The 23,993-nt window shown below is 37.9% G+C and carries 15 protein-coding genes; 5 read left to right on the plus strand and 10 right to left on the minus strand.

The features are described from left to right. Positions 1-183 precede the first annotated feature (183 nt). The 4 genes from GJ691_RS07375 to GJ691_RS07390 all read left to right on the plus strand — a co-directional run bounded on the left by GJ691_RS07375 (position 184) and on the right by GJ691_RS07390 (position 4,090). Entirely contained in the window at positions 184-1,695 is a 1,512-nt protein-coding gene (locus GJ691_RS07375; protein WP_154365376.1) for a DEAD/DEAH box helicase, read from the plus strand. A 174-nt stretch (positions 1,696-1,869) separates the two neighbouring features. Continuing rightward, on the plus strand, positions 1,870-3,108 hold the full coding sequence (locus GJ691_RS07380) for a glycosyltransferase (RefSeq protein WP_154365378.1): 1,239 nt from the start codon (positions 1,870-1,872) through the stop codon (positions 3,106-3,108). 195 nt (positions 3,109-3,303) lie between these two features. After that, positions 3,304-3,546 (plus strand): hypothetical protein, encoded by a 243-nt coding sequence (locus GJ691_RS07385; RefSeq protein WP_154365380.1) that lies wholly within the window; start codon positions 3,304-3,306, stop codon positions 3,544-3,546. 301 nt (positions 3,547-3,847) lie between these two features. Then, positions 3,848-4,090: a hypothetical protein gene (locus GJ691_RS07390; RefSeq protein WP_154365380.1), complete on the plus strand. Its 243-nt coding sequence runs from the start codon at positions 3,848-3,850 to the stop codon at positions 4,088-4,090. Positions 4,091-4,273: 183 nt separating this feature from the next. Here GJ691_RS07390 and GJ691_RS07395 read toward each other — a convergent pair whose 3' ends face one another. The 9 genes from GJ691_RS07395 to GJ691_RS07435 form a co-directional block, all read right to left on the minus strand. Beyond that, entirely contained in the window at positions 4,274-4,900 is a 627-nt protein-coding gene (locus tag GJ691_RS07395; protein WP_246200139.1) for a Pycsar system effector family protein, read from the minus strand. Positions 4,901-5,048: 148 nt separating this feature from the next. Then, positions 5,049-6,893, minus strand: coding sequence for a DUF885 domain-containing protein (locus GJ691_RS07400; RefSeq protein WP_154365383.1), 1,845 nt, complete (start codon positions 6,891-6,893; stop codon positions 5,049-5,051). Positions 6,894-6,947: 54 nt separating this feature from the next. Continuing rightward, the gene (locus tag GJ691_RS07405; protein WP_154365385.1) at positions 6,948-8,726 is read right to left on the minus strand and encodes a DUF885 domain-containing protein; all 1,779 of its coding nucleotides are present in this window, start codon (positions 8,724-8,726) and stop codon (positions 6,948-6,950) included. Between the two features lie 156 nt (positions 8,727-8,882). After that, positions 8,883-9,923 carry an adenylate/guanylate cyclase domain-containing protein gene (locus GJ691_RS07410; RefSeq protein ID WP_154365387.1) on the minus strand — a complete coding sequence of 347 codons (1,041 nt, stop codon included), beginning with the start codon at positions 9,921-9,923 and terminating at the stop codon, positions 8,883-8,885. Positions 9,924-9,927: 4 nt separating this feature from the next. Beyond that, entirely contained in the window at positions 9,928-10,302 is a 375-nt protein-coding gene (locus GJ691_RS07415; protein ID WP_154365389.1) for a response regulator, read from the minus strand. 18 nt (positions 10,303-10,320) lie between these two features. Further along, positions 10,321-13,974: a sensor histidine kinase gene (locus tag GJ691_RS07420; protein ID WP_154365391.1), complete on the minus strand. Its 3,654-nt coding sequence runs from the start codon at positions 13,972-13,974 to the stop codon at positions 10,321-10,323. Positions 13,975-13,992: 18 nt separating this feature from the next. Continuing rightward, positions 13,993-16,131, minus strand: coding sequence for an ATP-binding protein (locus GJ691_RS19695; protein ID WP_246200140.1), 2,139 nt, complete (start codon positions 16,129-16,131; stop codon positions 13,993-13,995). Then, complete coding sequence (locus GJ691_RS07430) at positions 16,124-19,141, minus strand: ATP-binding protein (RefSeq protein WP_154365393.1); 3,018 nt, start codon at positions 19,139-19,141, stop codon at positions 16,124-16,126. The genes GJ691_RS19695 and GJ691_RS07430 overlap by 8 nt, the downstream gene beginning before the upstream one ends. A gap of 145 nt (positions 19,142-19,286) precedes the next feature. Then, complete coding sequence (locus GJ691_RS07435) at positions 19,287-21,224, minus strand: S9 family peptidase (RefSeq protein WP_154365395.1); 1,938 nt, start codon at positions 21,222-21,224, stop codon at positions 19,287-19,289. A gap of 296 nt (positions 21,225-21,520) precedes the next feature. Here GJ691_RS07435 and GJ691_RS07440 point away from each other — a divergent pair, with 296 nt between their 5' ends. After that, the gene (locus GJ691_RS07440; protein WP_154365397.1) at positions 21,521-22,363 is read left to right on the plus strand and encodes a 1,4-dihydroxy-2-naphthoyl-CoA synthase; all 843 of its coding nucleotides are present in this window, start codon (positions 21,521-21,523) and stop codon (positions 22,361-22,363) included. Positions 22,364-22,625: 262 nt separating this feature from the next. Here GJ691_RS07440 and GJ691_RS07445 read toward each other — a convergent pair whose 3' ends face one another. After that, entirely contained in the window at positions 22,626-23,954 is a 1,329-nt protein-coding gene (locus tag GJ691_RS07445) for a serine hydrolase domain-containing protein (RefSeq protein WP_154365399.1), read from the minus strand. Positions 23,955-23,993: the final 39 nt, after the last annotated feature.

Consider the following 23,993-nt stretch of genomic DNA (forward strand, 5'->3'; position numbering starts at 1 on the left):
AGCCAGGAAATAAGTTTGACCACAACCCCTTAACTACTACGTATTTACAAGTCATCATTTAGATTTTCAAAGGATTTCTGCTTTTAAATTTCGTACAGGTTTTTATTTCTGCTAATTTTGCAAAATTCGGATTTGCACTAACGTCCAATAGAAAAGAATTGTAAAATACCAGAAAACGACCGTTTGGAAGGACAAAAAAACTTAAAAGAAAAAACACTTTACGATTATCAATTAGATGATCTCAACAAGATATTCACGTATCTCGAAGAATCACCTGATAATGTAAACCTCCTTTATCAATTGCCCACAGGAGGAGGAAAGACCGTGGTTTTTTCCGAAATCGCAAAACGATATATTTCACAGAACAAAAAGAAGGTCGTTGTATTAACGCACCGAATTGAACTTAGTCAGCAAACTTCCCGCATGCTCGGAGGTTTTGGGGTTAAGAACAAAATCATCAACAGCGAGGTCAAAGAATTGCAAGACCAAGATGATTATATGTGCTTCGTTGCAATGGTCGAGACCTTGAACAATCGACTACAGGATGAGAAAATCGAGATCAATAACATTGGTCTTGTAATTATTGATGAGGCACATTACAATTCCTTCAGGAAATTATTCAAATATTTTGAACATGCCGTGATCCTTGGGGTAACGGCAACTCCTTTGAGTTCAAATATTAAACTTCCGATGAAGGATAATTATCAGAAGTTGATCGTAGGGGAATCTATTTCCTCATTGATCAAAAAGAAGTTCTTGGCCAAAGCCAATATGTACAATTACGACGTTAGCCTTCAGGGACTTAAACTCGGAATAAACGGTGATTACACGGTAAAATCTTCTGATGAGCTCTATGGGAACCAAAGTATGTTGGGTAAGTTATTGAATGCATACAATGAGATTTCCAAAGGTAAAAAGACCCTTATTTTCAATAATGGGATCAATACATCAATATATGTATATGAGACCTTTAAAAAAGCCGGACTCCCAATTCGTCATTTGGACAATAAGAATACGGCTTCTGAAAGGCGTGAGATTTTGCAATGGTTTTCAGAAACGCCAGATGCTATTCTAACTTCGGTTAGTATTTTAACCACAGGTTTTGACGAACCTACGGTAGAGACCATAATGCTAAACAGGGCTACGCGATCTTTGACCCTATATTTTCAAATGATCGGGCGTGGCTCACGTGTACTCCCCAATAAAGAAGAATTTACGGTTGTTGACCTTGGGAACAATGTCGCCCGTTTTGGTTTATGGAATGCCCCGATAGATTGGCAAGAAATCTTCCATTTTCCTGATTTTTATTTGGAGAACATTAAGAACGACGAGGAGATCGAAAGGGAATTCGTTTATGAAATGCCTCCTGATCTTCGTGCCCAATTTGCAAATTCGGAAAATATCAGTTTCGATGTAAAGGCCGAATATAAAAGGGTTTTCGCCCAAGGCTTAAAATCCAAGGTTGTTTTGGAAAACAGTATAGAGCAACATGCCCAGATCTGTGTTGAAAATTCAGAGGATGTTTTTGATGCCCGTATATTGGCAAAATCGTTGAAAGAGGAGATTGCCTACCGTGTGCGCCTTTATTCGTACTGCATCATGAACAACACCAAGAATTACAAGGAGTGGTTAGAAGAAGATTATGAACGAAAATTACGTTCAAAAATCTCAAAGATGTTCGCTGAGAAAATGTAGCGCTATTAAACGCTGAATTATATTCTTATTGATTTGTTATTGCAGATCTTTAATGGGATTTTATATGGAATGACCATAGTAGAGCATAATGGCTTCATATTCAATCAGAAATATTTTCAAATAGCGAAAATACTGGGGTAACATTACATAAATACCTTATTTTTGGATTGAACGATGCATAAGAAATCCCTCTTGATCATTGGTTACAATTGGCCGGAGCCTGCAACGACAGCTGCCGGAAACCGGATGATGCAATTAATTCATTTTTTTAAAGAAAGGGATTATACAATCACATTCGCCAGTACGGCCACCAAAGGCGAACACAGTTCACCGTTGCACGAACTTAAAATCCCTGAAGAAAACATTCTTTTAAACGATTCGGGTTTTGATGATTTCGTAAAAAATTTAAATCCGACAATCGTACTTTTTGACCGTTTTCTGACTGAAGAGCAATTCGGATGGCGTGTTGCGGAATTCGCTCCGAATGCCCTTCGAATATTGGACACCGAAGATTTACACTCCCTACGGGTTGTACGACAGGAGCTGTTTAGGAAACAAGTTGTATTTGCGCCGGAAAAATGGTTGGTAAGTGATATTACCAAACGGGAAATAGCCTCGATTTATCGCTGTGATCTTTCCCTGATCATATCTAGCTATGAAATGGAGTTACTATCGACTTTCATAAAGATAGATAAGCAAATGCTGCTGCATCTTCCTTTTCAGTTAGAGAAAACAAATCGTGAACAAACAACTAAATGGCCGTCTTTTTGCGACCGTAAGGATTTCATATGTATAGGCAATGGTAAACATGCTCCCAATGTAGATGCCGTTTTATGGCTGAAAAAGGAAATTTGGCCATTGATAAGAAAACAAATACCATCGGCCAATTTACATATCTATGGGAATTATATGCCCCAACAGGTAAAAGAAATGCATGACCCAAAAACGGGGTTTCTGATTGAAGGTTGGGCCAAATGTGCGCATACGGTAATGAAAACACACCGGGTTAACTTGGCCCCGATACGCTTTGGTGCGGGAATCAAAGGTAAATTAATCGATGCCATGCAATCAGGGACACCCAGTGTTACCACATCTATTGGAGCTGAAGGAATGCATGGTAGTTTACCTTGGAACGGGCATATTGCAGAAAGTGCAAAAGAAATAGCCGATTATGCCATTACATTGTACAGGAATGAGCCTGAATGGTCGTGTGCCCAACAAAATGGATTCACGATTATTGATACGTTCTACAATAAAGCAACCCTCGATAAATCTTTCGAGGAAACTATAGAAGCACTTCAAACCAAATTGGAACAGCATAGAACCTACAATTTTATCGGTGCCATGTTAAGGCATCAATCTATGGCAAGCACCAAGTTTTTATCCAAATGGATCCAAGAAAAGAATAAATAACATCTTTTTGGCGGCTAAAATACCGTTTAAATACCCTTTTTTACGGTAAGCTGTTTTAGAGGTACTTCCCGTTTACCGAGGTAATTTTACACTTCATCCCAATTCGTGTCAAATAACGATAAATAGGGACGTTCAGCGAATTGCAACCCCTCAAAATGCACTTGTTACGGTTATCATTATATAACAAAACAAGTCATGAAAGCAATAGTAACCATCATCTTCATCATCTTCTTCGGAATAACCGCACAAGCCCAAAACAATATAAAAGAGGTACAAGTAGAAACTATTGAAATGACAATCGTTACAACCACGGAAACCAAAAACGAGGTTAAGACCGAAACTACTACTGAAGTTGCCCGTTTATACAAATTCAAAAACTCTAGGGTAAAAAAAGCCCTTTCTTTTACCACAAAAAGGAACAAAGCCAAAATGGCTTAAGGAACTCCCTACCTATTTTGATGGATTTTTAATCTGATATTGTTTCACATAACTTCGATATATTCCATATAAAACATAAAATAAATCAATAATAAGAGAAAACAGGACTTGATTCAAACCTCGAAACACCGTTTAAATACCCTTTTTTTCGGTAAGCTGTTTTAGAGGGGCTTCCCGTTTACCGAGGTAATTTTACACTTCATCCCGATTCTTGTCAAATAACGATAAATAGGGACGTTCAGCGAATTGCAACCCTTTAAAATGCACTTGTTACGGTTATCATTATATAACAAAACAAGTCATGAAAGCAATAGTAACCATCATCTTCATCATCTTCTTCGGAATAACCGCACAAGCCCAAAACAATATAAAAGAGGTACAAGTAGAAACTATTGAAATGACAATCGTTACAACCACGGAAACCAAAAACGAGGTTAAGACCGAAACTACTACTGAAGTTGCCCGTTTATACAAATTCAAAAACTCTAGGGTAAAAAAAGCCCTTTCTTTTACGACAAAAAGGAACAAAGCCAAAATGGCTTAAGAAATTATGTCCCGTTGGTAGTTCATTATCCTGATTTTGTTATACCGAACTTCCCTAAATTTCATATTGTGGGATATTTAGCCAAGTTTTCCAATAAGCCCAGAAACCATTCCCAATTTAAAAAAGGAAGCGAACAATTCTTTACATCCCCTGTTTAAAGGTTAATGGCTGTTAAAATCATGGTTATACAATCCTATGCAATCCAAAATACACTGCTGTTACAAACAATAAGACTAGGCTGATTACCAAAAACCGAATGGATCGTTGTACGTTCCTAAATTTCCAGGCCGCTATTTTGGAATTGATATAAATCTGTTCCCCCAATTGCTCAAAAACCTCTTTTTCATTAATACTGACATCATAAAATTTCTTGGAAAATTCTTTAATGTTTCCAAACTTGTTGATTACATCCCCAAAATAGAATACATTATCATCATAATTACCCTCTAATTTTGGAATAAAACAGCGAACGCTATAAAAAACCGAAATTACGGTTGCTATGAACCATAGGGTTGTAAGGATGTATAATGGGGTAGGGTTGGCATCTGAACGCAATACGGTTTCGGCACTTTGATAAATGAAGTTCAGTATAATACCATAAAAGGATAAAATAAGTCCTGCCTTTAGCTCGGAAGCCTTAATAAGATTGGAAACATAGTTGATGGTACCCCAATAGTGATCCACCAATTCTTCAGCATGTCCTTTAGATTTAAGTTCGTTAAGGAGCCCTTTTTCGAAAGAGGATAACGGATTTTGTCCTTCCTTGGAGTTGGTGTTTTTCTGGTTTCCGGATTTTAAAGGTTTGGTCATAGTTTGTAATTTAAAGACTCCAAAAAAATTATTCTAAAACATTATTTACTGTAAGCGGTTGTGCTATATTCCTCATTTTAATACTCTCAAAGTTTTCACATTTAAAAGCTTCTTTTACCTCTATTCTCATGTATGTTTAGTTTTGATTTTATTGTTTTGTTGTTTGCTTTATAATCCAATTATTCACATTTACTTCCAAAACATCCAAGGGAATGGTCCCACTTCCCAATACCACATCATGAAATGCCCTAATATCAAATTGATCAGTAAGAGCAGTCTCAGCCTTTTTTCTTAATTCTTTTATTTTTAATTCCCCGATTTTATAAGCCAACGCCTGTCCTGGCATTGCAATGTACCTGTCTATTTCTACAGTAATATCACCTATGCTTTTACCCGAATTCATTTTAAAATAGTCTATGGCTTCTTGCCTAGACCAACCGTAAGCGTGGATTCCCGTATCTACGACTAAGCGAATGGCACGCCACATCTCATACGTTAGTTGCCCATATTTGGAATAAGGGTCTTTATAGAAACCCAATTCTGGACCTAAACTTTCCGAATAAAGCCCCCAACCTTCAATAAATGCGGTGAAATTCAGCATAGATCTAAATTCAGGAACGTCTTCAAGCTCTGAAGCTAGCGCTATTTGTAGGTGATGACCGGGAACGGCTTCATGAATACTCAATGCTTCCATTTCCCATTTAGGTCTGGCATTTAAGTTATAGGTGTTTGCATAAAAATAACCAGGTACCCCAGATTGTAAAGAACCTGGGTAGTAATAAGCAGTTGTAGAAGCCTTTTCTGAGTAGGCGGGTACTTGCTTTACACCATAAGGTAATCTAGGTAGCTTGCCAAAGAGTTTAGGTAAAACAGGATCTATGCGCTTACAAATGTCACGGTAGGCTATAAGCAGCTCTTCTGGAGTTTCAAAGAAAAATTGAGGGTCTTCTCTTAAGAAATTATTAAAGGCGGTAAGGTCTCCTTCGAAGCCAATATCCGACTTCAATTTTTCCATTTCTTTTTTAATTCTTGCTACCTCAGATAGTCCCAATGTGTGCACTTCTTTGGCTGTTATATTGGTGGAGGTGTGGTATGTAATAAGTTCATTGTACCAAGCTTCGCCATTGGGTAACTGGTTAAGACCATAACTTTCACGTGCATTGGGCAGGTATTCTTTCTCCATAAAATCAGTAAACTTTATGAAAGCAGGATTTACTTTATTAGCTATAATCTTTAATGCATCATCGGTTATGGACGTTCTTCCTTCTATTGTAATTCCTTCTTTAAGGTTGGCGAAGGGAGCATAGAAAACACTTTCTTCGGGAGTATTCGAGATGATTTGTTTTAATTGTTCGGGTACTTGAATGACCGTATTTCGGGGCATCACGATGCCTTTTTCAATTCCCTCGGTCAAGGTATTTTGAGCCTGTTGCAATAATTTAGGTAGTCCTTCTAATCTGGACAAAATATTTTTCACTCCAGTTGAAGAATTGGTAGGCATCATTTGTATAATTGCAGGAAGATATATGTGAAACCCATCTATTTGATCAATGATTACATACTTTTCAGGAAACTGACTTTCAAGAGAATATTGAATACCTACAGCTCTGTTGAAAATACCTAAGTTTTCGACCTCTTCTTCCGTCAATTCGTTGACATCAAACCACTTTTGAGCTTCATTGAACAATTTTAAATTAGCTAATTTAATTTTAACACCCTCAGTGGAAAGGTCATCCCATACATCATCATATCCTGGCTTGCCTAAGAATGTTGCCATTGCTGGGGATGCCGCTATTTGATTTTTCGCATAAGCTTCAAAAAAAGCTTTTAATCGTTCACCTTCATCTTCAAAATTAGATTTGTTTTTAATAAAGACCAGTTCCTCTTCAACCGACTGAATTGTCCTTTGCTTTACATTCTCTTGCTGATACCCAAAAAAAGGAATCATTAAGGCTATCATAAGTATTATGTTGAAAATTTTTGATTTTTTCATAATTTCTTTCTTTAGTAGTTCAATATCAAACCTGTATATTTTTATTTTCGCTCACTATTTTCTTTCTTTTTCAATCCAAGCTCGAACTTTCTGTTCTAATACGGCTAGCGGCATATTACCAGCATCAAGAATGGTATTGTGAAACGCCTTTATATCAAAGTCATCAGCTAATGCTTTTTCGGCTTCTTTTCTAAGATTCAAAATAGTTAGCTGTCCTAATTTATAGGATAATGCTTGTGCCGGCATCACCATGTATCGCTCAACCTCTGATACAATTTGTGCTTCTGGAAATGCTTCATTTTCCATCGAATACGCAATGGCTTCTTCACGTGTCCACCCTTTATGATGTAGCCCGGTATCTACGACCAAGCGTATAGCTCTGTGCATTTCAGCACTTAACATTCCAAAATATTGATATGGGTCATCGTATAATCCTAATTCTTTTCCTAAGGATTCAGCATACAGACCCCAGCCTTCTATATAAGCACCGGATTCTGTAAATAGCCTAAAAGCAGGAATGCTATCGTTTTCTGCGGCAAGCATTATTTGATAGTGATGACCGGGGATTGCTTCGTGCAAAAACAAGGACTCGTCAGAATATACATTGTAGGAAGTAACATCAGGAATAGGTACATAAAATATGCCAGGTCTTGAACCATCAGGATTACCAGGGTTGTATTGTGCACTTGCCGATTTTTCACGAAAAGCCTCAGTGCGTTTAACCATAAAGGGTGTTTTTGGTTTTTTATCGAACAACTTGGCTAATTGCGGTGCCATACGCTGTTGAATGGAATCAAAACTGCTTAACAATTGTTGTGGGTCTGTATAAGGCATTAAGTCTTTATTGGTACGAACGTGAATAAAAAAATCATCTAGGCTACCTTGGAAGCCCACCTCTTTTTTAACCAATTCCATTTCTGTTCTAATCCGTGCTACTTCAGATTTTCCTAAATCAAATATGGAATCTGCAGAAAGGTTTGTAGAGGTCATGTATTCAATTTGATTTTTATAGAATTCCGAACTTCCGGGTAATGGACCAATACCAGAAGTGGACCGGGCAGCTTTTAAATAATCCGTTTTAAAAAATTCTGCTAATTTTTGATACCTGGGTATAATCTCTTCTATAATCATTTTTTGATACATGGCTTCAATAGCTGATTTTTCAGCTTCTGTAAACCCCTCAGGTATATTTTTTACGGGCCTGTAAAATAAATGTTCTTCAGCCGGTCCTTTTGCCATTGCCTCAAATTGCGGAATTATTTTTTTTACAATGGCTTCTGGCTGCACATATCCTAATGTAATGCCTTCCTTCATGTTCATATGCGCAGTGTCTAACCACACATTGTAATCTTCTAGTCTTTTTATCCAGTTTTCATAATCTGTTACGGTAGCAAAGGGTTGTATACTACTACCCGAAGCCAGTTGCGCTGCATATAGGTTAATAGATTTTAGTTGGTCTATGGGCAAATACTTTGTAAAATTGTGATTGTAACCAAGTTTGTTTGTAGCATACCAAACCAAAATATCATAATTCAATTGGTCCGATTCGTTTAGTTCTGTTCTGTTATACTTCTGAATTTTATCAAGATGTGTTTGATAATGGGCTACTTCTTTAGCTCTATATTCATCTGTTAGGTTATTGGGTAGTGTGTCAAAATACCTATTAATACCATAAAAATTTCCATAGACAGGATTTAACGCCAAACTACCCTCATAATAACTTTCATACACTTCTGAAATAGGGGGTAAGGTTGTTTTCTTTGTTGCTCGTTGTTCATCGGCACAGCTTGTAAATAAAAGTGCTAATATTAGTAGTTGTAAAACATTTTTCATTCTTTTTTATTTTTGGATGGTTTGGTTCTGGTTTACGTTTTCTTGTTGTATTTCATTAGTATGGCTGTTACCTATTTGATGTATCGAACAGCTTACTCTCTCGCTGTTTCTTTTTGTATGTTGGTTTGTTGATGGCTTTTAGTTTAATTTCAATGGCTATTCTATCACATTGTACACCGTAAGGGGTTGTGCTTTGTTCTTCATGTTAATACTACCTAGGTTCTCACATTTAAAAGCCTCTTTAACCTGTTCGTAACAACTTTCACAGATGATAATTTGATTTTCTTTAGCAGCATCTTGTAATCTAGCTGCAGTATTTACGGTATCCCCAATAACGGTGTAATCTAGACGTTTAAGAGTAGCGGAGCCAATATTGCCCGAAATCATTTCCCCACTTTTAATACCGATAGAAACCTTTGGCTGGTATGTTTCTTTGCCTTCCCCTTTAGGTAAGCTGTTCACTTGATTTCTAATGGCCAATGCGGCATCAATGGCACGATCCAAATGATATTCCCCTCTAAAAACGGCCATTACGGCATCGCCTATAAATTTATCTATAAAGCCATTCTGTTCCATAATTTCTTTTACCATGGCATCAAAATAGGTATTGAGCATGGTGACGACTACATCTGGACTTGTGGTTTCACTGATTTTTGTGAATCCACACACATCAACGAACATGACCGTACCTTCAATGCTTTCGTTGGCCATGATCTTGGACTCGTACTCCTGTCCCCCCATAAAATTAAGTACGTTCTCATCCACATACATTTTAAGGATATTATTCTCCTTAATTGCCTGCAACGTTTTTTGAATTTCTTTGGCATGTTTTAAGGTTTTCTCCATAGTCACTGTAAGGTCCTCAAAATTGATGGGCTTGGTGATGAAGTCAAAAGCACCGCGGTTCATGGCCACACGAATATTTTCCATATCACCATAGGCAGATACAATGACCGCTTTGATAAGCGGACTGGATTCATGCAGCTCTGAGAGTAGGGTAAGACCGTCCATCTCTGGCATGTTGATATCGCTCAAAACAATATCCACCCCTGGGTGTTCAGCAAGCTTATCCAACGCATCCTTCCCATTTACGGCAAAGACAAACTCATACTCGTTTTGCCGTATTTGCTTTCTAAATTTTTGTTTGATGAGTATCTCCAAGTCCGTCTCATCATCTACTACCATTATTTTTGCCATAGTCTTATGTTAAGGTTATCAGCTTGTCTTTTAGAAGTGAAAAATCTAAAGGTTTTGTAAGAAAGTCATCTGCACCTAGATTTTTTGCCATTGTTCTATTTTCATCATCTCCATAGGCGGTAATCATCATAACCATTGGAGGCGGTTTCACATAATTTTTTTTGATGGTATCTAACAATTCCAGTCCGCTCATGCCCGGCATATTAATGTCAGATAAAATAAGTACAGCTTCATGTTCCATTGCTTTCATCAATTTTAAGGCTTCTTCCCCCGAGAATGCAAAAACAAACTCTAATTCTTCTTTTCGTATTTCTTTTCTAAAACGCTGTTGAAAAAGTACTTTTACATCTTGTTCGTCATCTACAACTAATATTTTCATAAGGTGGTTTTTTGTGGTTTAATTTATTGGTAATGATATGGTGAAGGTGGTGCCTTCTCCCTGTTTGGTATCAACTGTTAATTCACCGCCATGTACTTTTACAATATCATAGCTTAGTGATAGTCCTAATCCGGTTCCTTCCCCAGAAGGTTTGGTAGTGAAAAAGGGTTGAAATATTTTATCCAATACCTCTTTAGGCACTCCATTGCCATTATCCGATACTTTTATGAGTATCATATTCCCTTTCTTTTCCGTACTTACCGAAACGGTAGGTTCGTAACCTTTAGGGTTTTCTTCTTTTTTCTTTTTTACCACATAAAAGGCATTGGTAATTAGGTTGAGAATAACCCTCCCTATATCTTGCCCAACTATATTTATTTTACCGATAGCATCATCAAAATCGGTATTTAAAGTGGCATTAAAGGATTTATCCTTTGCACGTAAACCATGGTAGGCTAGGCGTAGGTACTCATCTGATAAAGTATTGATATTGGTCAATTCTTTTTGACCGGTACTACTACGGCTATGTTGCAGCATTCCTTTTACGATACCATCGGCGCGCTTGCCATGAAAAATGATTTTATCCTCGTTATCAGAAACATCTTTGGCCAACGCTTTTACTTCGTCATAGTTGCCTTTCTCAATTTCTTCTTCCATTTCTTCTAGAAGTTCTTTATTCACTTCAGAGAAGTTGTTGACGAAGTTTAGCGGATTTTGAATTTCGTGGGCAATACCTGCGGTAAGTTCACCCAAACTGGCCATTTTCTCCGATTGGATCAATTTGGATTGGGTGGACTTTAACTCATCGATTTTTGTTTTAAGCTGAACCGTTCTATGACTAACACGCTCTTCTAAGATTCTATTCTCTTTAGTTAATTTTCTGGCCCTAAAAACAATATATGCCCTTAAAATACTAGCTGCAATTAAACCGAATATTAAGTATGCCCACCAAGTTTGCCACCATGGCGGATTTATTTTGAAAGATAGGCTATCGGGATCGGACCAATCGCCAATGGTATTTCTAACGGCAACTTTAAAGGTGTAATTACCGGGTTTTAAATTATAATAGTTCTTGGTTTTTGTGGCATTTCCAGCATAACTCCAATCTTCATCTTCACCATCTAGAATAAAACGATAGGTTAATTTATCCCTGTTGAATATAGCATCACTACCATAGCTAAAACTAAGGCTGTTCTGGTCATAGGGTAGGGCAAGCCCTGCGGGAATATTATAAGGACGTGTAACAGAATCCCATTTAATACTATTATCAATGGCATAGGATGCCTTTTTGTTATTTGTAGAATCTGAAATATGTTGAGAGCCAAACCCAGGGGTTTCATCTTTTACGAAAATATTATTGATCTTAACCGTACTTATGGTAGTATCAATTTTAAGTTCCGTATTCAACACCATTAGCCTAAATTCACTAGATGAATTAATAACACCTGACCAAAACTGTCCATTTTTTAGAAATCTAGGGGAACCTTGTAAATAGTCGTTATATTTAAAACCGAGTCCACCATTAAAATTATAGAATCCTTTATTTGTTTCTTTTACGGTGGCCTTCTCCATAGCAACCAAACCATTACTACTGCCAGCGTACATCATTCCTCCTTTTTCGGCCAGATCATAAAAATCTGTAGGGTATAGTCCGTTTTCTTTTGTTATTGTGGTAAGTGTATTTTGTTTTAAATCAAGTACGTTAACACCGTTCAAGGTAGCTATCCATAATTCACCTTCATTAGAAAATTTTGCTGTAGATACATTTTCATCGCTAAGACCTTGTTCTTTACTAAGATAACTAACAGTGTTCGTTTTTAAATTTACTTTCGCTAGTCCCTTCGTAGTAGGAATCCAAAGAATTTCTTTGTCATAAGCTATGACGGATCCGCTTCCTGCCTTTAGAATTTCTTCCCCATTTTTAGAGACTGCTTTTTTAACGGTGTTGTTTTCAATATTAAATATGTACAGTCCTGAACTAGAGTAGTTGGCAAAAGTATGTTCGTTTAAAATAGAAACACCTGCACCAAAAATGTTGGAAGAATTGGCATATACGGAAAGTTTATTTTTCTTTTTATCAAGGATGGAAAAGCCGGGCCTTGTACTTAAATAATACATGTCCGGTGATATTTCTTTGATAAAATTGATTGTATTGGGTACACTATGCAGTTGGGAAAAACTGAGGGATTTGACCGTATTTTTATTTAAGTCAATAATATTGATCCCCGCAGCCGTTCCTAGCCATATGTCACCTCTAGAGTCTTCTTCAATTTCCCACACTGCATCGTTGATCAAACCTCGGGAGGTATCAAAGTATTCCATTTTTAAGGTAAACTCATTGGCGATGAGCACCCCTTTATCTGTGGTGGCAATCCAAAGAGACCCATCCTTACGTTTTAAAGGGGTTGGTATCCTAAGAGAGCCTTGCAGAGCAGCGTTTAGGGCAATTGTTTTGGAAGCATCCCTATTTTCACTTAGTAGAAAGGCCTCTGTCGCTCCGAATATCCATAAGTTGCCTTGGGCATCTTCTTCTATTTTATCACCTGTAATGGTATACCCGTTTTCAGAACCTAAAACGCTAACTTTTTGCTTATCTATTGCTAATCTTAGAACACTGGAAGAAGCATTGGAACTACCATTGGGCGTTGGGTAAGGATAACTCAGCCAAATATTGTTATAGGCATCTTCTTTTATATCCCAAACAATAGAGTTAAGTTCAATTTCGGCTATATTGGAAATTGTTCTAAATTCTTTTCTTGAGGGATCCAACACGCTCAAACCATCTTGATAACTGAGCCATAAATTATTTTTGCTGTCCTCAAATATCTTCCAAGGTTTATTGGAGCCTTCATTTATAATCTTTCGTAAACTTTTCATTTCCGCATCCATTACGTAGAATCCTTCAGTAAGGGAGTTCATGTAGATCGTTCCTGTATGATCGCAAAGAATATCGAAAGGTGTAAAAATGTCTGTCTTGGTAATCGTATATGCTATATCGTTCTTAAAATCCAATACCGTTAAAAAATTAGGCCCCGGACTTACCAACCAAAGCTTACCTTGTTGGTCAAAGGTCATTTTATACACTCCTGGGTAATCATATACAAAGGCGTTCTCACCATCATAGTAGGTTAGGGGTGTTGAGTTCATGGATGATCCCATCCAAATGGCCCCATCTTCGGTTTCCAAAAAGGAAGTAATATCATTAGTGGGTAATCCTTCATTGGTAGAAAGTTGTAGTAAGTTTACATGGGTACCGTCCATAATCCCTGGAGGTTTCATTTTAGTGATGGTCGGTTTTTTTATGGGCGCTTTGGTCACTGTAAAGGGTACGGAATCAAACTTTAATTCCCCCGTACGATAACTGTCCCAGTCCAAATCGTATTCCTTCATTGGGGACTTCAGCGGTTTAAACGTGTTTAGTTCAAATGGTTTGCTGGGCAAGGCATCTACGTTTAAATCATATGTGACGGGGGTTGTTAGCGTGTCGTTGGTTATGGTTTCCCATTCAAAAGGTTCTGGTTCCGTAAATTGTAAAGGAATGGTTTCTGGAACCTTAAAATCACCTACAGTAGTTTCCGTTTCAGACTTACTTTGTTTGTGGCAAGAAACCAAAAACAAGCAGCAGAAAAAGCCGATTAAAAGTACAAGTTTACTTAATTCTATATTTTTCATACTGGTTTGGTTGTTGGTTTAGTTCGGTAATTCTATAATAAATGTGGTTCCCTTTTTTTCTGCTGTTTCCACTTTTAGATTTCCATCATGTCCCTTTGTCACAATATCATAACTCATACTTAAGCCTAAGCCGGTACCTTGCCCAGTAGGTTTAGTGGTGAAAAAGGGTTGGAATATTTTCTCTTTAACTTTTTCAGGAATGCCATCACCATTGTCAGAAACACTAATGGTGATATGTTCATCCGTTTTTTTAGTGCTGACAGAAACTATGGGCTTAAAATTAACATCTCTTTGTTTTTTCTCGTTTACGGCATAAAAGGCATTGGTAATTAAATTGAGAATTACCCGCCCCATGTCTTGTGGTACAATATTTACTTTTCCAATGCTCTCGTCAAAATTTGTAATGAGTTCTGCATTAAATGACTTATCCTTTGCCCGCAGACCATGATAAGCCAAGCGCAAATACTCATCTGCAAGGGCATTGATATCAGTTGGTTCTTTTGTGCCGCTGCTGCTTCTAGAATGTTGAAGCATACCTTTTACAATATTGTCCGCACGTTTGCCGTGATGGTTTATTTTTTCTAGATTTTGTTTGATATCCAATGAAATAGCTTTCACTTCTTCAAGATCTCCTTTATCCAATTCCTCATTCATTTCATCAACAAGTTCGTTGCTTACCTCAGAGAAATTATTGACGAAATTTAACGGATTTTGAATTTCATGGGCAATACCAGCAGTTAACTCTCCAAGGCTGGCCATTTTCTCGGATTGGATGAGTTGTGATTGTGTGGCTTTTAATTCTTCTAAAGATTGATTTAACTCTGATGTTCTTTCTTTTACTTTTAATTCTAACTTTTCATTTTGTGAAGTAATTAGCGCACTCTTTTCAGCTTCTACCTTTACAAGTTCCATTGCATTTTGCCGCATATCCTCATTTTTCTCTCTCATGCGATAAGCAACAAATGCCAACATGCCTAAAAAGAGAATGGCTTTACCGATCGTATCACTATAAACCATTATTAACCTTAGACTAAAATCATCGGTTAAATTCGAATACCTATAAATCAAGCCAGTAGCAGTTATGATATAAGATAATGTTAGACTGTATAGCAGTATTCTTACAGATAATTCTCTTTTTTTAGATTTGATTGACAAAAAGACTAAGAAAATAGCAATGAAAAAGTAAAGAGCAAAAGCAGCATAGTATGGAATAAAGATCAATATTATACTAGCCAGAATGAACCACTTTGAATGTTTACCGTAGAAAATTCTGTATCCAAATAAAAAGCAGAACAAGAAAAAATAAATATACAAAATGTCCCGTATGTATAAAAGTATAATCATATACTTAGAGGGCAACGTAAAGAACAAGCTGTCTGCACCGTTGAAAGCGATACAAATATTCAATAGTAACATCAAAGAGGAAAAAATTGCTATCATTAACAGTTCACTGTCCTCCCTGATCAGAAGATATAGAAGCCAAAAAAGTATAAAAAATATGAAAGATCCAATTAAGTCGAACAAAACTTTATATCCCAAAAAGTTCATATAATCAAAATAGTCATTGGTAACTATTCTGGTTGAACCCACTGGAACTACTTTGAATATGTTGCCATAGGTACTATAATCTACATAATGAATGACCAAAGTATGTATGGTATCAGGTTCTAAAAAGATTGGGTTGCGAATGTCAAAATCTTGAATGTGTTCTTTAAATGAGGCTCTATCGTTCCCTTTTTCTCCAAATTGACGGAATAACTTTCCATTTAAATAAATATCCTCTGCAGCATGATCCTCTTTATCTAAATAGAGTGGAAGCTTTGCGAAAGCACTATCAATGGTAAATTGCAATCTGAACCATCCTTCAAATTTGCCAGAACTATCTGCCATATCATTGGTTATCTGAGAGGGGTTTAATCGTTCCCAACCAGCTAAATCAATGTCTATAGATGACGCATCTTGCTTATTTCCTGATTTAAATATCCAACCTTCTTTATTTGTCAACCTTAAACCAAAAATTGAATCTAAATCTGCTTTCGTAAAATGCACGATTGTATCTAGTGCCAATCCATTTTTATCTATAGGGTTTTCGTGCCCACTTGCCGTAAATAGTATACAGAAAAATAGCGTGATGAATAGGAGGGATTGTTTAATCATGTATTCTTAAGTTAATTTTGAAAGTAGTGCCTTCACTTTCTTCAGTTTCCACTTGCAATTCGCCTCCGTGCCCCTTGGTCACAATATCATAGCTCATGCTTAACCCCAGACCAGTACCTTGACCTGTTGGTTTGGTAGTAAAAAAGGGTTGAAATATTTTCTCTTTGACCTTTTCAGGAATACCATCACCATTGTCAGAAACACTAATGCTAATATGGTTTCCTAGGCTTTTGGTACTTACAGAGACTATAGGTTTAAAATCTGTGTCTTTTTGCTTTTTCTCGTTAACGGCATAAAAGGCATTCGTAATTAAATTGAGAATAACCCGCCCCATGTCTTGCGGTATCATGTTTACTTTTCCAATATGCTCGTCAAAATCAGTTATCAGTTCGGCATTAAATGATTTATCCTTTGCCCGCAAACCATGATAGGCCAGACGTAAATACTCATCTGCAAGGGCATTGATATCAGTTGGTTCCTTTTTGCCACTACTACTTCTTGAATGTTGCAGCATACCCTTTACAATATTGTCTGCACGTTTACCGTGATGGTTTATTTTTTCAAGGTTTTGTTTGATGTCCGACGCAATGAACCTTGCTTCCTCCAAATCACCTTTATCCAGTTCCTCGTTCATTTCATCAATAAGTTCATTACTGACTTCACTAAAGTTGTTGACGAAGTTTAACGGATTCTGTATTTCATGGGCAATGCCAGCGGTTAGTTCTCCCAAACTTGCCATCTTTTCTGCTTGGATCAATTGCTTTTGTGTAGTTTGAAGATTGTAAAGTGTATCTTCCAATCTCTTTTTTTCGGTATGTAGGGCAGTGGCCTGTTCTTCTTTTACCTGTAGATCAAGAAATCTAGTATAGGTCTGTTCGAATACCGTGGCAAAACGTTTGAATATGTCATGGGATTTTGGTACTCTTTCATAGGTAATGAACATTACATAACCATATTTGAAATAACATATATGGAATATTTGAAAGGAGGGAAGTAGATGTCCTGCTTTTAGGACACCTTCGATCACTTCCCCAAAAACGGGAAGCGTACGCATAAACGCATAATGTTCTTTAATGAGTTCACCGCCTAGTTCACCAATATGAAAATTTTCCCCGTTTTTTAAAGGTGTATCAAAATCATAACCCACACCAACGTTGGGCAATACGAATGGCTTTTGAATAACGCCCTCACTACTCATAAATGCGGTAGCCCCTTTTTTATCATCTGTCCAAATACAATAGCCCGCACTCCAAGCTGGAATGCCCAGCTCCTGTACTTGTAAAAATAGGTCGTTGGCGGCCTCGGGAAGTTCGTTGCTGTGTTGCATGGCCATTGTACGTGTACGCACTCGCTCTAAAGCGGTTTCTATCTGTGATTCCCGTGCTTGCGCTTCGGCTTTTTGAAGGTCTATGAAACGTGTATAGGTTTGCTCAAAAACCTTTGCAAAACGTTTGAAAATATCATAGGCATCCGGTACCGGTTCCCTGGTGATAAATAACAAATACCCATATTTAAAATAGACGACATGGTCTATTTGATAGGTAGGGAAACCGTTATTGGTTTTCTTTAATTGTTTTAAAACGTCGCCAATTACAGGAAGGGAGCTCATATATTCATAATGGGCCACACATTCATCACCTGAAAATTCTTGAATATATAGTGTTTCCCCGTTTTGACCTCTATCGTAATACTTCTTGAATATCCCGGCCCTTGGAACTGTGTAGGTGTGTAAAATCCCTGCTTCATTACCAAACCATTCGGTAGATTCGTTTTCCCCATAAATATTGAAAGCGCAACCCCAAGTCTTTATACCCAAAGCTCTTACTTGTTGATCCAATAGAAATGATGTTTCCTGCAATTCATCACTATGATGCATGGCCATGGTTCTACTTCGTACTTTTTCCAATGCCAACTCGATCTGGACTTCACGCGCTTGTTTTTCAGATTTTTGAAGATCAAGAAATCTTTGGTGTGCCAAATCAAAGGCTTCCGCAAATTTCACTAAGATTTTTTGGTCCTCCTTTGGAGGGTTTTCAACTACACCGGGTAGGCTATATCCAATTTCCCCATGGGTGGTGCGCGCCATGACAAAAGTGAGTCCCCCTATATGACGAATATCATCATGGGTAGGGGCTTGGGGATCGATCTGTTGAAAATTGCCCAATGTGATCATTTTATCCACATAGTCAATGGCAGCTTCAGCGTCCATGGCATAAATAACTTTGGGATCGGTACTTTTTTCCCATTGGGCCAATAACGGAATATCCCCGTGTAAATGTCTAGGGAGTTCCATTACCATACCAATTCGGGTACCATCACTCGAGGTCATGGCTTTCTCATAGGTTTCTGGCAACCACAACATATGCCAGAAATACTGTGCCTCGTAACCCAATTTGAGAAATTCAGTACGTAAGGTTACCACCACATCCAAAAGGTCCTCAGGGGCGATCATAGCCAAAGCCTTTGCACGAATACGCTCTAAGGCCCCTTCAATTTCAAGCTCCCTGTTTTTTTCTTCGAGTTCAATAGTCCGTCGTTTTATGGCTTCCCTTAACTCTAAGTTCTCCTTGCTTATCTTATCCAAGCCCAGCGTTTCCCCTTTTTGGGCCTTGCTATCGGGTGTGGAGTAGTGTTGGTACACAAAATGCCAACCTTCATTATTCTTCTCTAAAACATTACTGAATCGAAATCGATCATAAAAATTCCAAATTTCCCCATTCGAGAACCATGCATCGAAGATGTGGGTTAAAATTACCAGTTCCCCAAATTGTTCAATAATTTTGGTTTCATTGCGTAACTGGGTCTTTCCTGAAAATTGTTCGGCGGTATTCCTAAAAAAATCAGTGGTGTCCTTTCTGTTCAAAAACTCTTCATTATTGGTAGAACCTATAAAATGAAAGGCATTGTCAAAATAAGAATCATAGGTTTCAATATCCCCATTTAAGTAACTGTAAAGCCATTTGTCATAGACTTCGGTTACCTGTTGTTGGTTATGTTTGGTTGGTTTCATATATGGTTGTTCATTGGTACTAAAATGATGAACGTTGTATGATTTTCATAAAAGTTTCTCTCATAGGGATACAAGGGTGTTTAGGGTTGGATGATCTATAAAATTATGATCGTCGAAACTGCTGTTATCGGTAAAGGGAAAAGCATCACTCTTCCTCTTCAATTTCAATTTTGGGGACTTCCCCCTCAACAGGTAGGTTTTCTTCTTTAAGGTATCGGTCCAAAAACTTCAATATTCGGCTATATGCTTCTATTTGATTTTTCTTTTTTACAAAGCCGTGACCTTCATCCTCGAATAATACATATTCCACAGGAACATTGTTTTTACGTACCCCTGCCACGATCTCATCGGATTCTACTTGTAAAACCCTTGGGTCTTGGGAACCTTGCAATACGATCAATGGTTTTGTTACTTTGTCTGTATGGAACAAAGGTGAAATACGTTTTAAACGAACGGAATCGGCCGAATAGGGATCACCCAATTCCAGATACAGGGCTTCCCTAAACGATTCCCAATACGGAGGGATACTTTTCATGGTTCGCAACCAATTGGTAACACCGAATAAATTAACACCCACATCAAACTCCTCTGGAGTGTATGTTAATGCCGCCATCGTCATGTATCCGCCATATGACCCTCCTAAAATACCAATTTTTTCACCGTCGATTTCAGGCTGTTCCGCTAACCAGTTTTTACCCTCCACACAATCCTGGAGATCTTTTTCCCCATGGTTCCTATCATCCATTTTAAAAAAGGTCTTTCCATAGCCACTACTGCCTCGATTGTTCACGGCCAAAACGGCATAACCATGATTGACCATATACTGCATCAAAGAATTGAAATTTTGACGCGTTTGACCACCTGGACCACCGTGTACCCATACCAAGGCCGGTACTTTATTGGTTTCAGAAGCCTGATGTGGAAGGTAATAAATGGCAGGAATTTCCGTGCCATCAAACGATTTAAATCGAATAACTTCTGCATTTACCAAATCTTCAGCATCAATTTCATCATTCAATACATGGGTCAATTTGTATTGTTCTTTGGTATTTAGGTTGTAGGTATACAAATCTGAAGGTGCATTAGAACCACCTACATACATCCGCATCCATTCTTCGTTATCACTAAAATTGACACTCGTAATACTCTTGTTATCAAAATCCGGCATATCAATAGGCTGCATTGTTTTGGCATCCAATATATCAATGGCATTCTTTCCGTCTTCATTGGTATAAACTACCATGTAATTTCCTTGCGAGGTAAAACCACTTCCCATAATGTCCCAAGACTTCTCAACGACCTTTTTCTTTTCCTTTGACTCCAGATCATAGGACATCAAATACGAAAATTCACCACCATCATCAGTGGTGTAGTAAAAAGTTGAATTATCCACCGAAAAATCCTGGGCGGAATTTGCACTTAGATTTTCATTGATTTTGGTTGTTTCCTTGGTTTTTACATTATAGATAAATAAATCACTGTCATTGGTGTTCATCACCTTTGACAAGGCGATATAATTCTCATCATCTGACATTTCACTATAATCCAACCCGTCATTATTTTGGTAGATCATTTCGGATGTATAGCCATCAATCGATAATTTATATACATCAAAAAACCGAGGGTCTCTTTTATTTGATCCGTAATACAAATGGTTTTTATCCTTTGACCATCCATAAAAACCTGCTTTGGCACCTTCCGCAGGGGTTATGTCCTTGATCGAACCATCTAACTCCCTTACAAAAAGATGATCTATTTCATCTCCATTGCCATCTGCGCTGTAAAGCATCCTATTATCATTTGGAAAGTATGATTCCGCAAAAACGGATGTACTATCCGATGCGGTAATCGCTGTCATTTCGCCCCCTTTAACAGGAATCGTATAGATATTATAAATCCCTGACCGATTACTGGAAACCAATAAATTGTTGTTGTCATAAGAAAAGCTTCCTCCACCTACAGACTCATTGTCCATGAACTGATCAATAGTGTATTGTTTGATTTCCCTTTGGACCATCTGAGGTTCTTCTTTGCAAGAAACCAATAACATTACCATTAATAAACCTAAAATTTTCGTTTTCATAAAAATGCATTTTATTTAAAATTAGAGATAGGAGGTAAGTGAACCAAGTTCGCTTCCTTTTCCAAGCTGTGTTCTACTACTGCAATAGCTAATAAAAAATGGGGGAGTACTCAAATATAAATAATTTAGTCACACTTTTAACATTCATATATCGATTTCCGAAATTTGGTCTCTTTGTCAGAAAGACTGATGGTGAGCATTTTTTGGAAAAAGACGAAGACAACCGTTACCCATAATTTTATCAAATTGTGTTACTTTGCAATTGTTAATTTTGTTGCACATCAAAAACCGATACCATGCAAAAAGCCAGTTGGAAAACCGCTATAGAATTTGAGGACATCACCTATAAAAAAAGTAATGGGGTTGCCCGCATCGCCTTCAACAGGCCTAATGTGCGCAATGCCTTTCGGCCAAAGACAACGAGTGAACTCTACAAGGCATTTTATGACGCTCAGGAAGACACATCTATAGGGGTTGTCCTGCTTTCGGCGGAAGGCCCTTCAACCAAAGACGGGGTTTATTCTTTTTGCAGTGGTGGCGACCAAAAGGCACGTGGCCATAAGGGTTATGTAGGTGAGGACGGTATGCACAGATTGAATATATTGGAAGTACAGCGTTTGATACGTTTTATGCCCAAAGTGGTAATAGCCGTTGTCCCTGGTTGGGCCGTTGGTGGCGGGCATAGTCTACATGTAGTCTGTGACCTGACTTTAGCCAGTAAGGAGCATGCCCTTTTTAAACAGACCGATGCCGATGTTACCAGTTTTGATGGCGGGTATGGTTCTGCTTATTTGGCCAAAATGGTCGGACAGAAAAAAGCTCGTGAGATTTTCTTTTTAGGTCGAAACTATACCGCTCAGGACGCTTATGAAATGGGAATGGTAAATGCTGTGATCCCTCACGAAGAATTGGAAGATACCGCTTATGAATGGGCTCAGGAAATCCTGGAGAAATCACCAACATCCATAAAAATGTTGAAGTTCGCCATGAACTTAACCGATGATGGTATGGTTGGGCAGCAGGTATTTGCCGGGGAAGCAACCCGTTTGGCCTATATGACAGAAGAAGCGAAAGAAGGTCGAAATGCCTTTTTGGAGAAACGGAAGCCAAATTTTGACAAGAATAGCTGGATTCCTTGATTTGAACGGACTGAGGAAGAATGGCTGAGGGATTCAATAAAACTGTTGTAAACTAAAAAGAGTCCCACCGTTTACCGACAAGACCCTTTTACGAGAACACTATATGAAAATGAAAAAAATTATTTACTTGATTATTACAGGGTAAATATAGAACAGCTTTACAGAAAATTCGAATTATTGTTGTGTACCAAGCCAGAAATGTAGTGAACCTTCCCAAAAAGAGTATTTAGCTTTTACAACTTTTCAAAAAACAGTAAGTCATCTAATCTATAGCCTTGATGACTTCACTCAAGAAAGTATTGACATCAAACTCAGGATATTCTGCCAAACCTGTACGCACCACCACCAAATCTTTGGAAGGTATAATGAATACATACTGACCTTGATAACCATTGGCCGAGTAAAGATCTATGGGAACATCGGGGTAATTTCCCTGGGCATTTAGCCAAAAGTGTGCACCATAGGTGCCTTCGGATAGTTTTGTAGGTGTTGTAATATAATCTACCCAAGAAGCATCAAAAAGTTGTTCCCCATTCCAATTTCCCTTGTTCAAGTACAATAGACCGAATTTGGCCCAATCCCTCGTAGTGGCCCATCCATAAGAAGAACCTATATAATTACCTTTCATATCGGTTTCAATGATCATGGAGTGCATTCCTAACTTATCTACCAAGGCCGTATAGGGAAAATCCAAGTACTCCTGTTGGGTTTTGAATCGGTCTCTTAAAATACCTGACAGTAGGTTCGTTGTGCCAGAGGAATAATTCCAGATCTCTGTAGGTTGGGCAATGGCTTCTTTATCTTCTTGTGCAACTGTCATATCTTCATCCAAAAACAGCATTCTTGTCACATCGGATATTTTGGTATAGTCCTCTTCCCAGGCAAGTCCACTTTGCATGCGCAATAGATGGTTCAGGGTAATATTCTTTCTTTCATCATTTTGCCAAGAGGGGATAGGTGCCGGTTGTTGAACATCCAGTTCTCCCTTGTACTCTAAGATTCCATACAAGGTAGCCAAAACACTTTTGGTCATAGACCAACCCAGAATAGGGGTTTCCTTGGTAAAACCTTTTATATATTCCTCTGCAATGATATGGTTTTTATAAGCAACCAGGACGGTTCTGGTTTTTTGTGCTTCAGCATTCCCAAAGGCACCATACACCGCTTTTTTAAGTTGCTTATAATCCACATTTTCAAAAATCGTATCCTTAGGTTCCAAATCCCCATAAGGGAAAGGTAAAAAGGTTTTTTTTATGTCACGATTAGGATGAAAATCAAACGATTCCATTTCGTGATCGTCATCAACAAGTATACAGCCTATTCCGTCATTGCAAATGGCCTTCCGCTCCATAAACCCAAATACCGTAGCTACGGCCCCGTCTTTGATCGTTCCTGTCTTCGCCAATTTTATCATGGGTACATTATGATCGTTCATAGTTACTGATTCCGAACTGCGATGGGCAACAAATTGATTTGAAGCCATGCTCTTAGCGGCAAAACCGGAAATAATATTAAGTTTTGGATAATTTAACCAGGCGACTACGACCAGAATTAAAAGGACTATTGCAAGTAAGCGTTTAACTATTTTCATTGCTTAAATTAGTTATAAAACAAATTTAATATTTCTTTT

It is taken from the genome of Maribacter luteus, assembly GCF_009674825.1.
Classification (GTDB): domain Bacteria; phylum Bacteroidota; class Bacteroidia; order Flavobacteriales; family Flavobacteriaceae; genus Maribacter_A; species Maribacter_A luteus.

What these genes read in the sequence shown, in the direction of transcription:
- GJ691_RS19695 (WP_246200140.1), bottom strand. Translation starts at nt 16,131, where the DNA reads ATGATTAAACAATCCCTCCTATTCATCACGCTATTTTTCTGTATACTA.
- GJ691_RS07395 (WP_246200139.1), bottom strand. Translation starts at nt 4,900, where the DNA reads ATGACCAAACCTTTAAAATCCGGAAACCAGAAAAACACCAACTCCAAG.
- GJ691_RS07385 (WP_154365380.1), top strand. Translation starts at nt 3,304, where the DNA reads ATGAAAGCAATAGTAACCATCATCTTCATCATCTTCTTCGGAATAACC.
- GJ691_RS07390 (WP_154365380.1), top strand. Translation starts at nt 3,848, where the DNA reads ATGAAAGCAATAGTAACCATCATCTTCATCATCTTCTTCGGAATAACC.
- GJ691_RS07380 (WP_154365378.1), top strand. Translation starts at nt 1,870, where the DNA reads ATGCATAAGAAATCCCTCTTGATCATTGGTTACAATTGGCCGGAGCCT.
- GJ691_RS07405 (WP_154365385.1), bottom strand. Translation starts at nt 8,726, where the DNA reads ATGAAAAATGTTTTACAACTACTAATATTAGCACTTTTATTTACAAGC.
- GJ691_RS07430 (WP_154365393.1), bottom strand. Translation starts at nt 19,141, where the DNA reads ATGAAACCAACCAAACATAACCAACAACAGGTAACCGAAGTCTATGAC.
- GJ691_RS07445 (WP_154365399.1), bottom strand. Translation starts at nt 23,954, where the DNA reads ATGAAAATAGTTAAACGCTTACTTGCAATAGTCCTTTTAATTCTGGTC.
- GJ691_RS07440 (WP_154365397.1), top strand. Translation starts at nt 21,521, where the DNA reads ATGCAAAAAGCCAGTTGGAAAACCGCTATAGAATTTGAGGACATCACC.
- GJ691_RS07400 (WP_154365383.1), bottom strand. Translation starts at nt 6,893, where the DNA reads ATGAAAAAATCAAAAATTTTCAACATAATACTTATGATAGCCTTAATG.
- GJ691_RS07410 (WP_154365387.1), bottom strand. Translation starts at nt 9,923, where the DNA reads ATGGCAAAAATAATGGTAGTAGATGATGAGACGGACTTGGAGATACTC.
- GJ691_RS07420 (WP_154365391.1), bottom strand. Translation starts at nt 13,974, where the DNA reads ATGAAAAATATAGAATTAAGTAAACTTGTACTTTTAATCGGCTTTTTC.
- GJ691_RS07415 (WP_154365389.1), bottom strand. Translation starts at nt 10,302, where the DNA reads ATGAAAATATTAGTTGTAGATGACGAACAAGATGTAAAAGTACTTTTT.
- GJ691_RS07435 (WP_154365395.1), bottom strand. Translation starts at nt 21,224, where the DNA reads ATGAAAACGAAAATTTTAGGTTTATTAATGGTAATGTTATTGGTTTCT.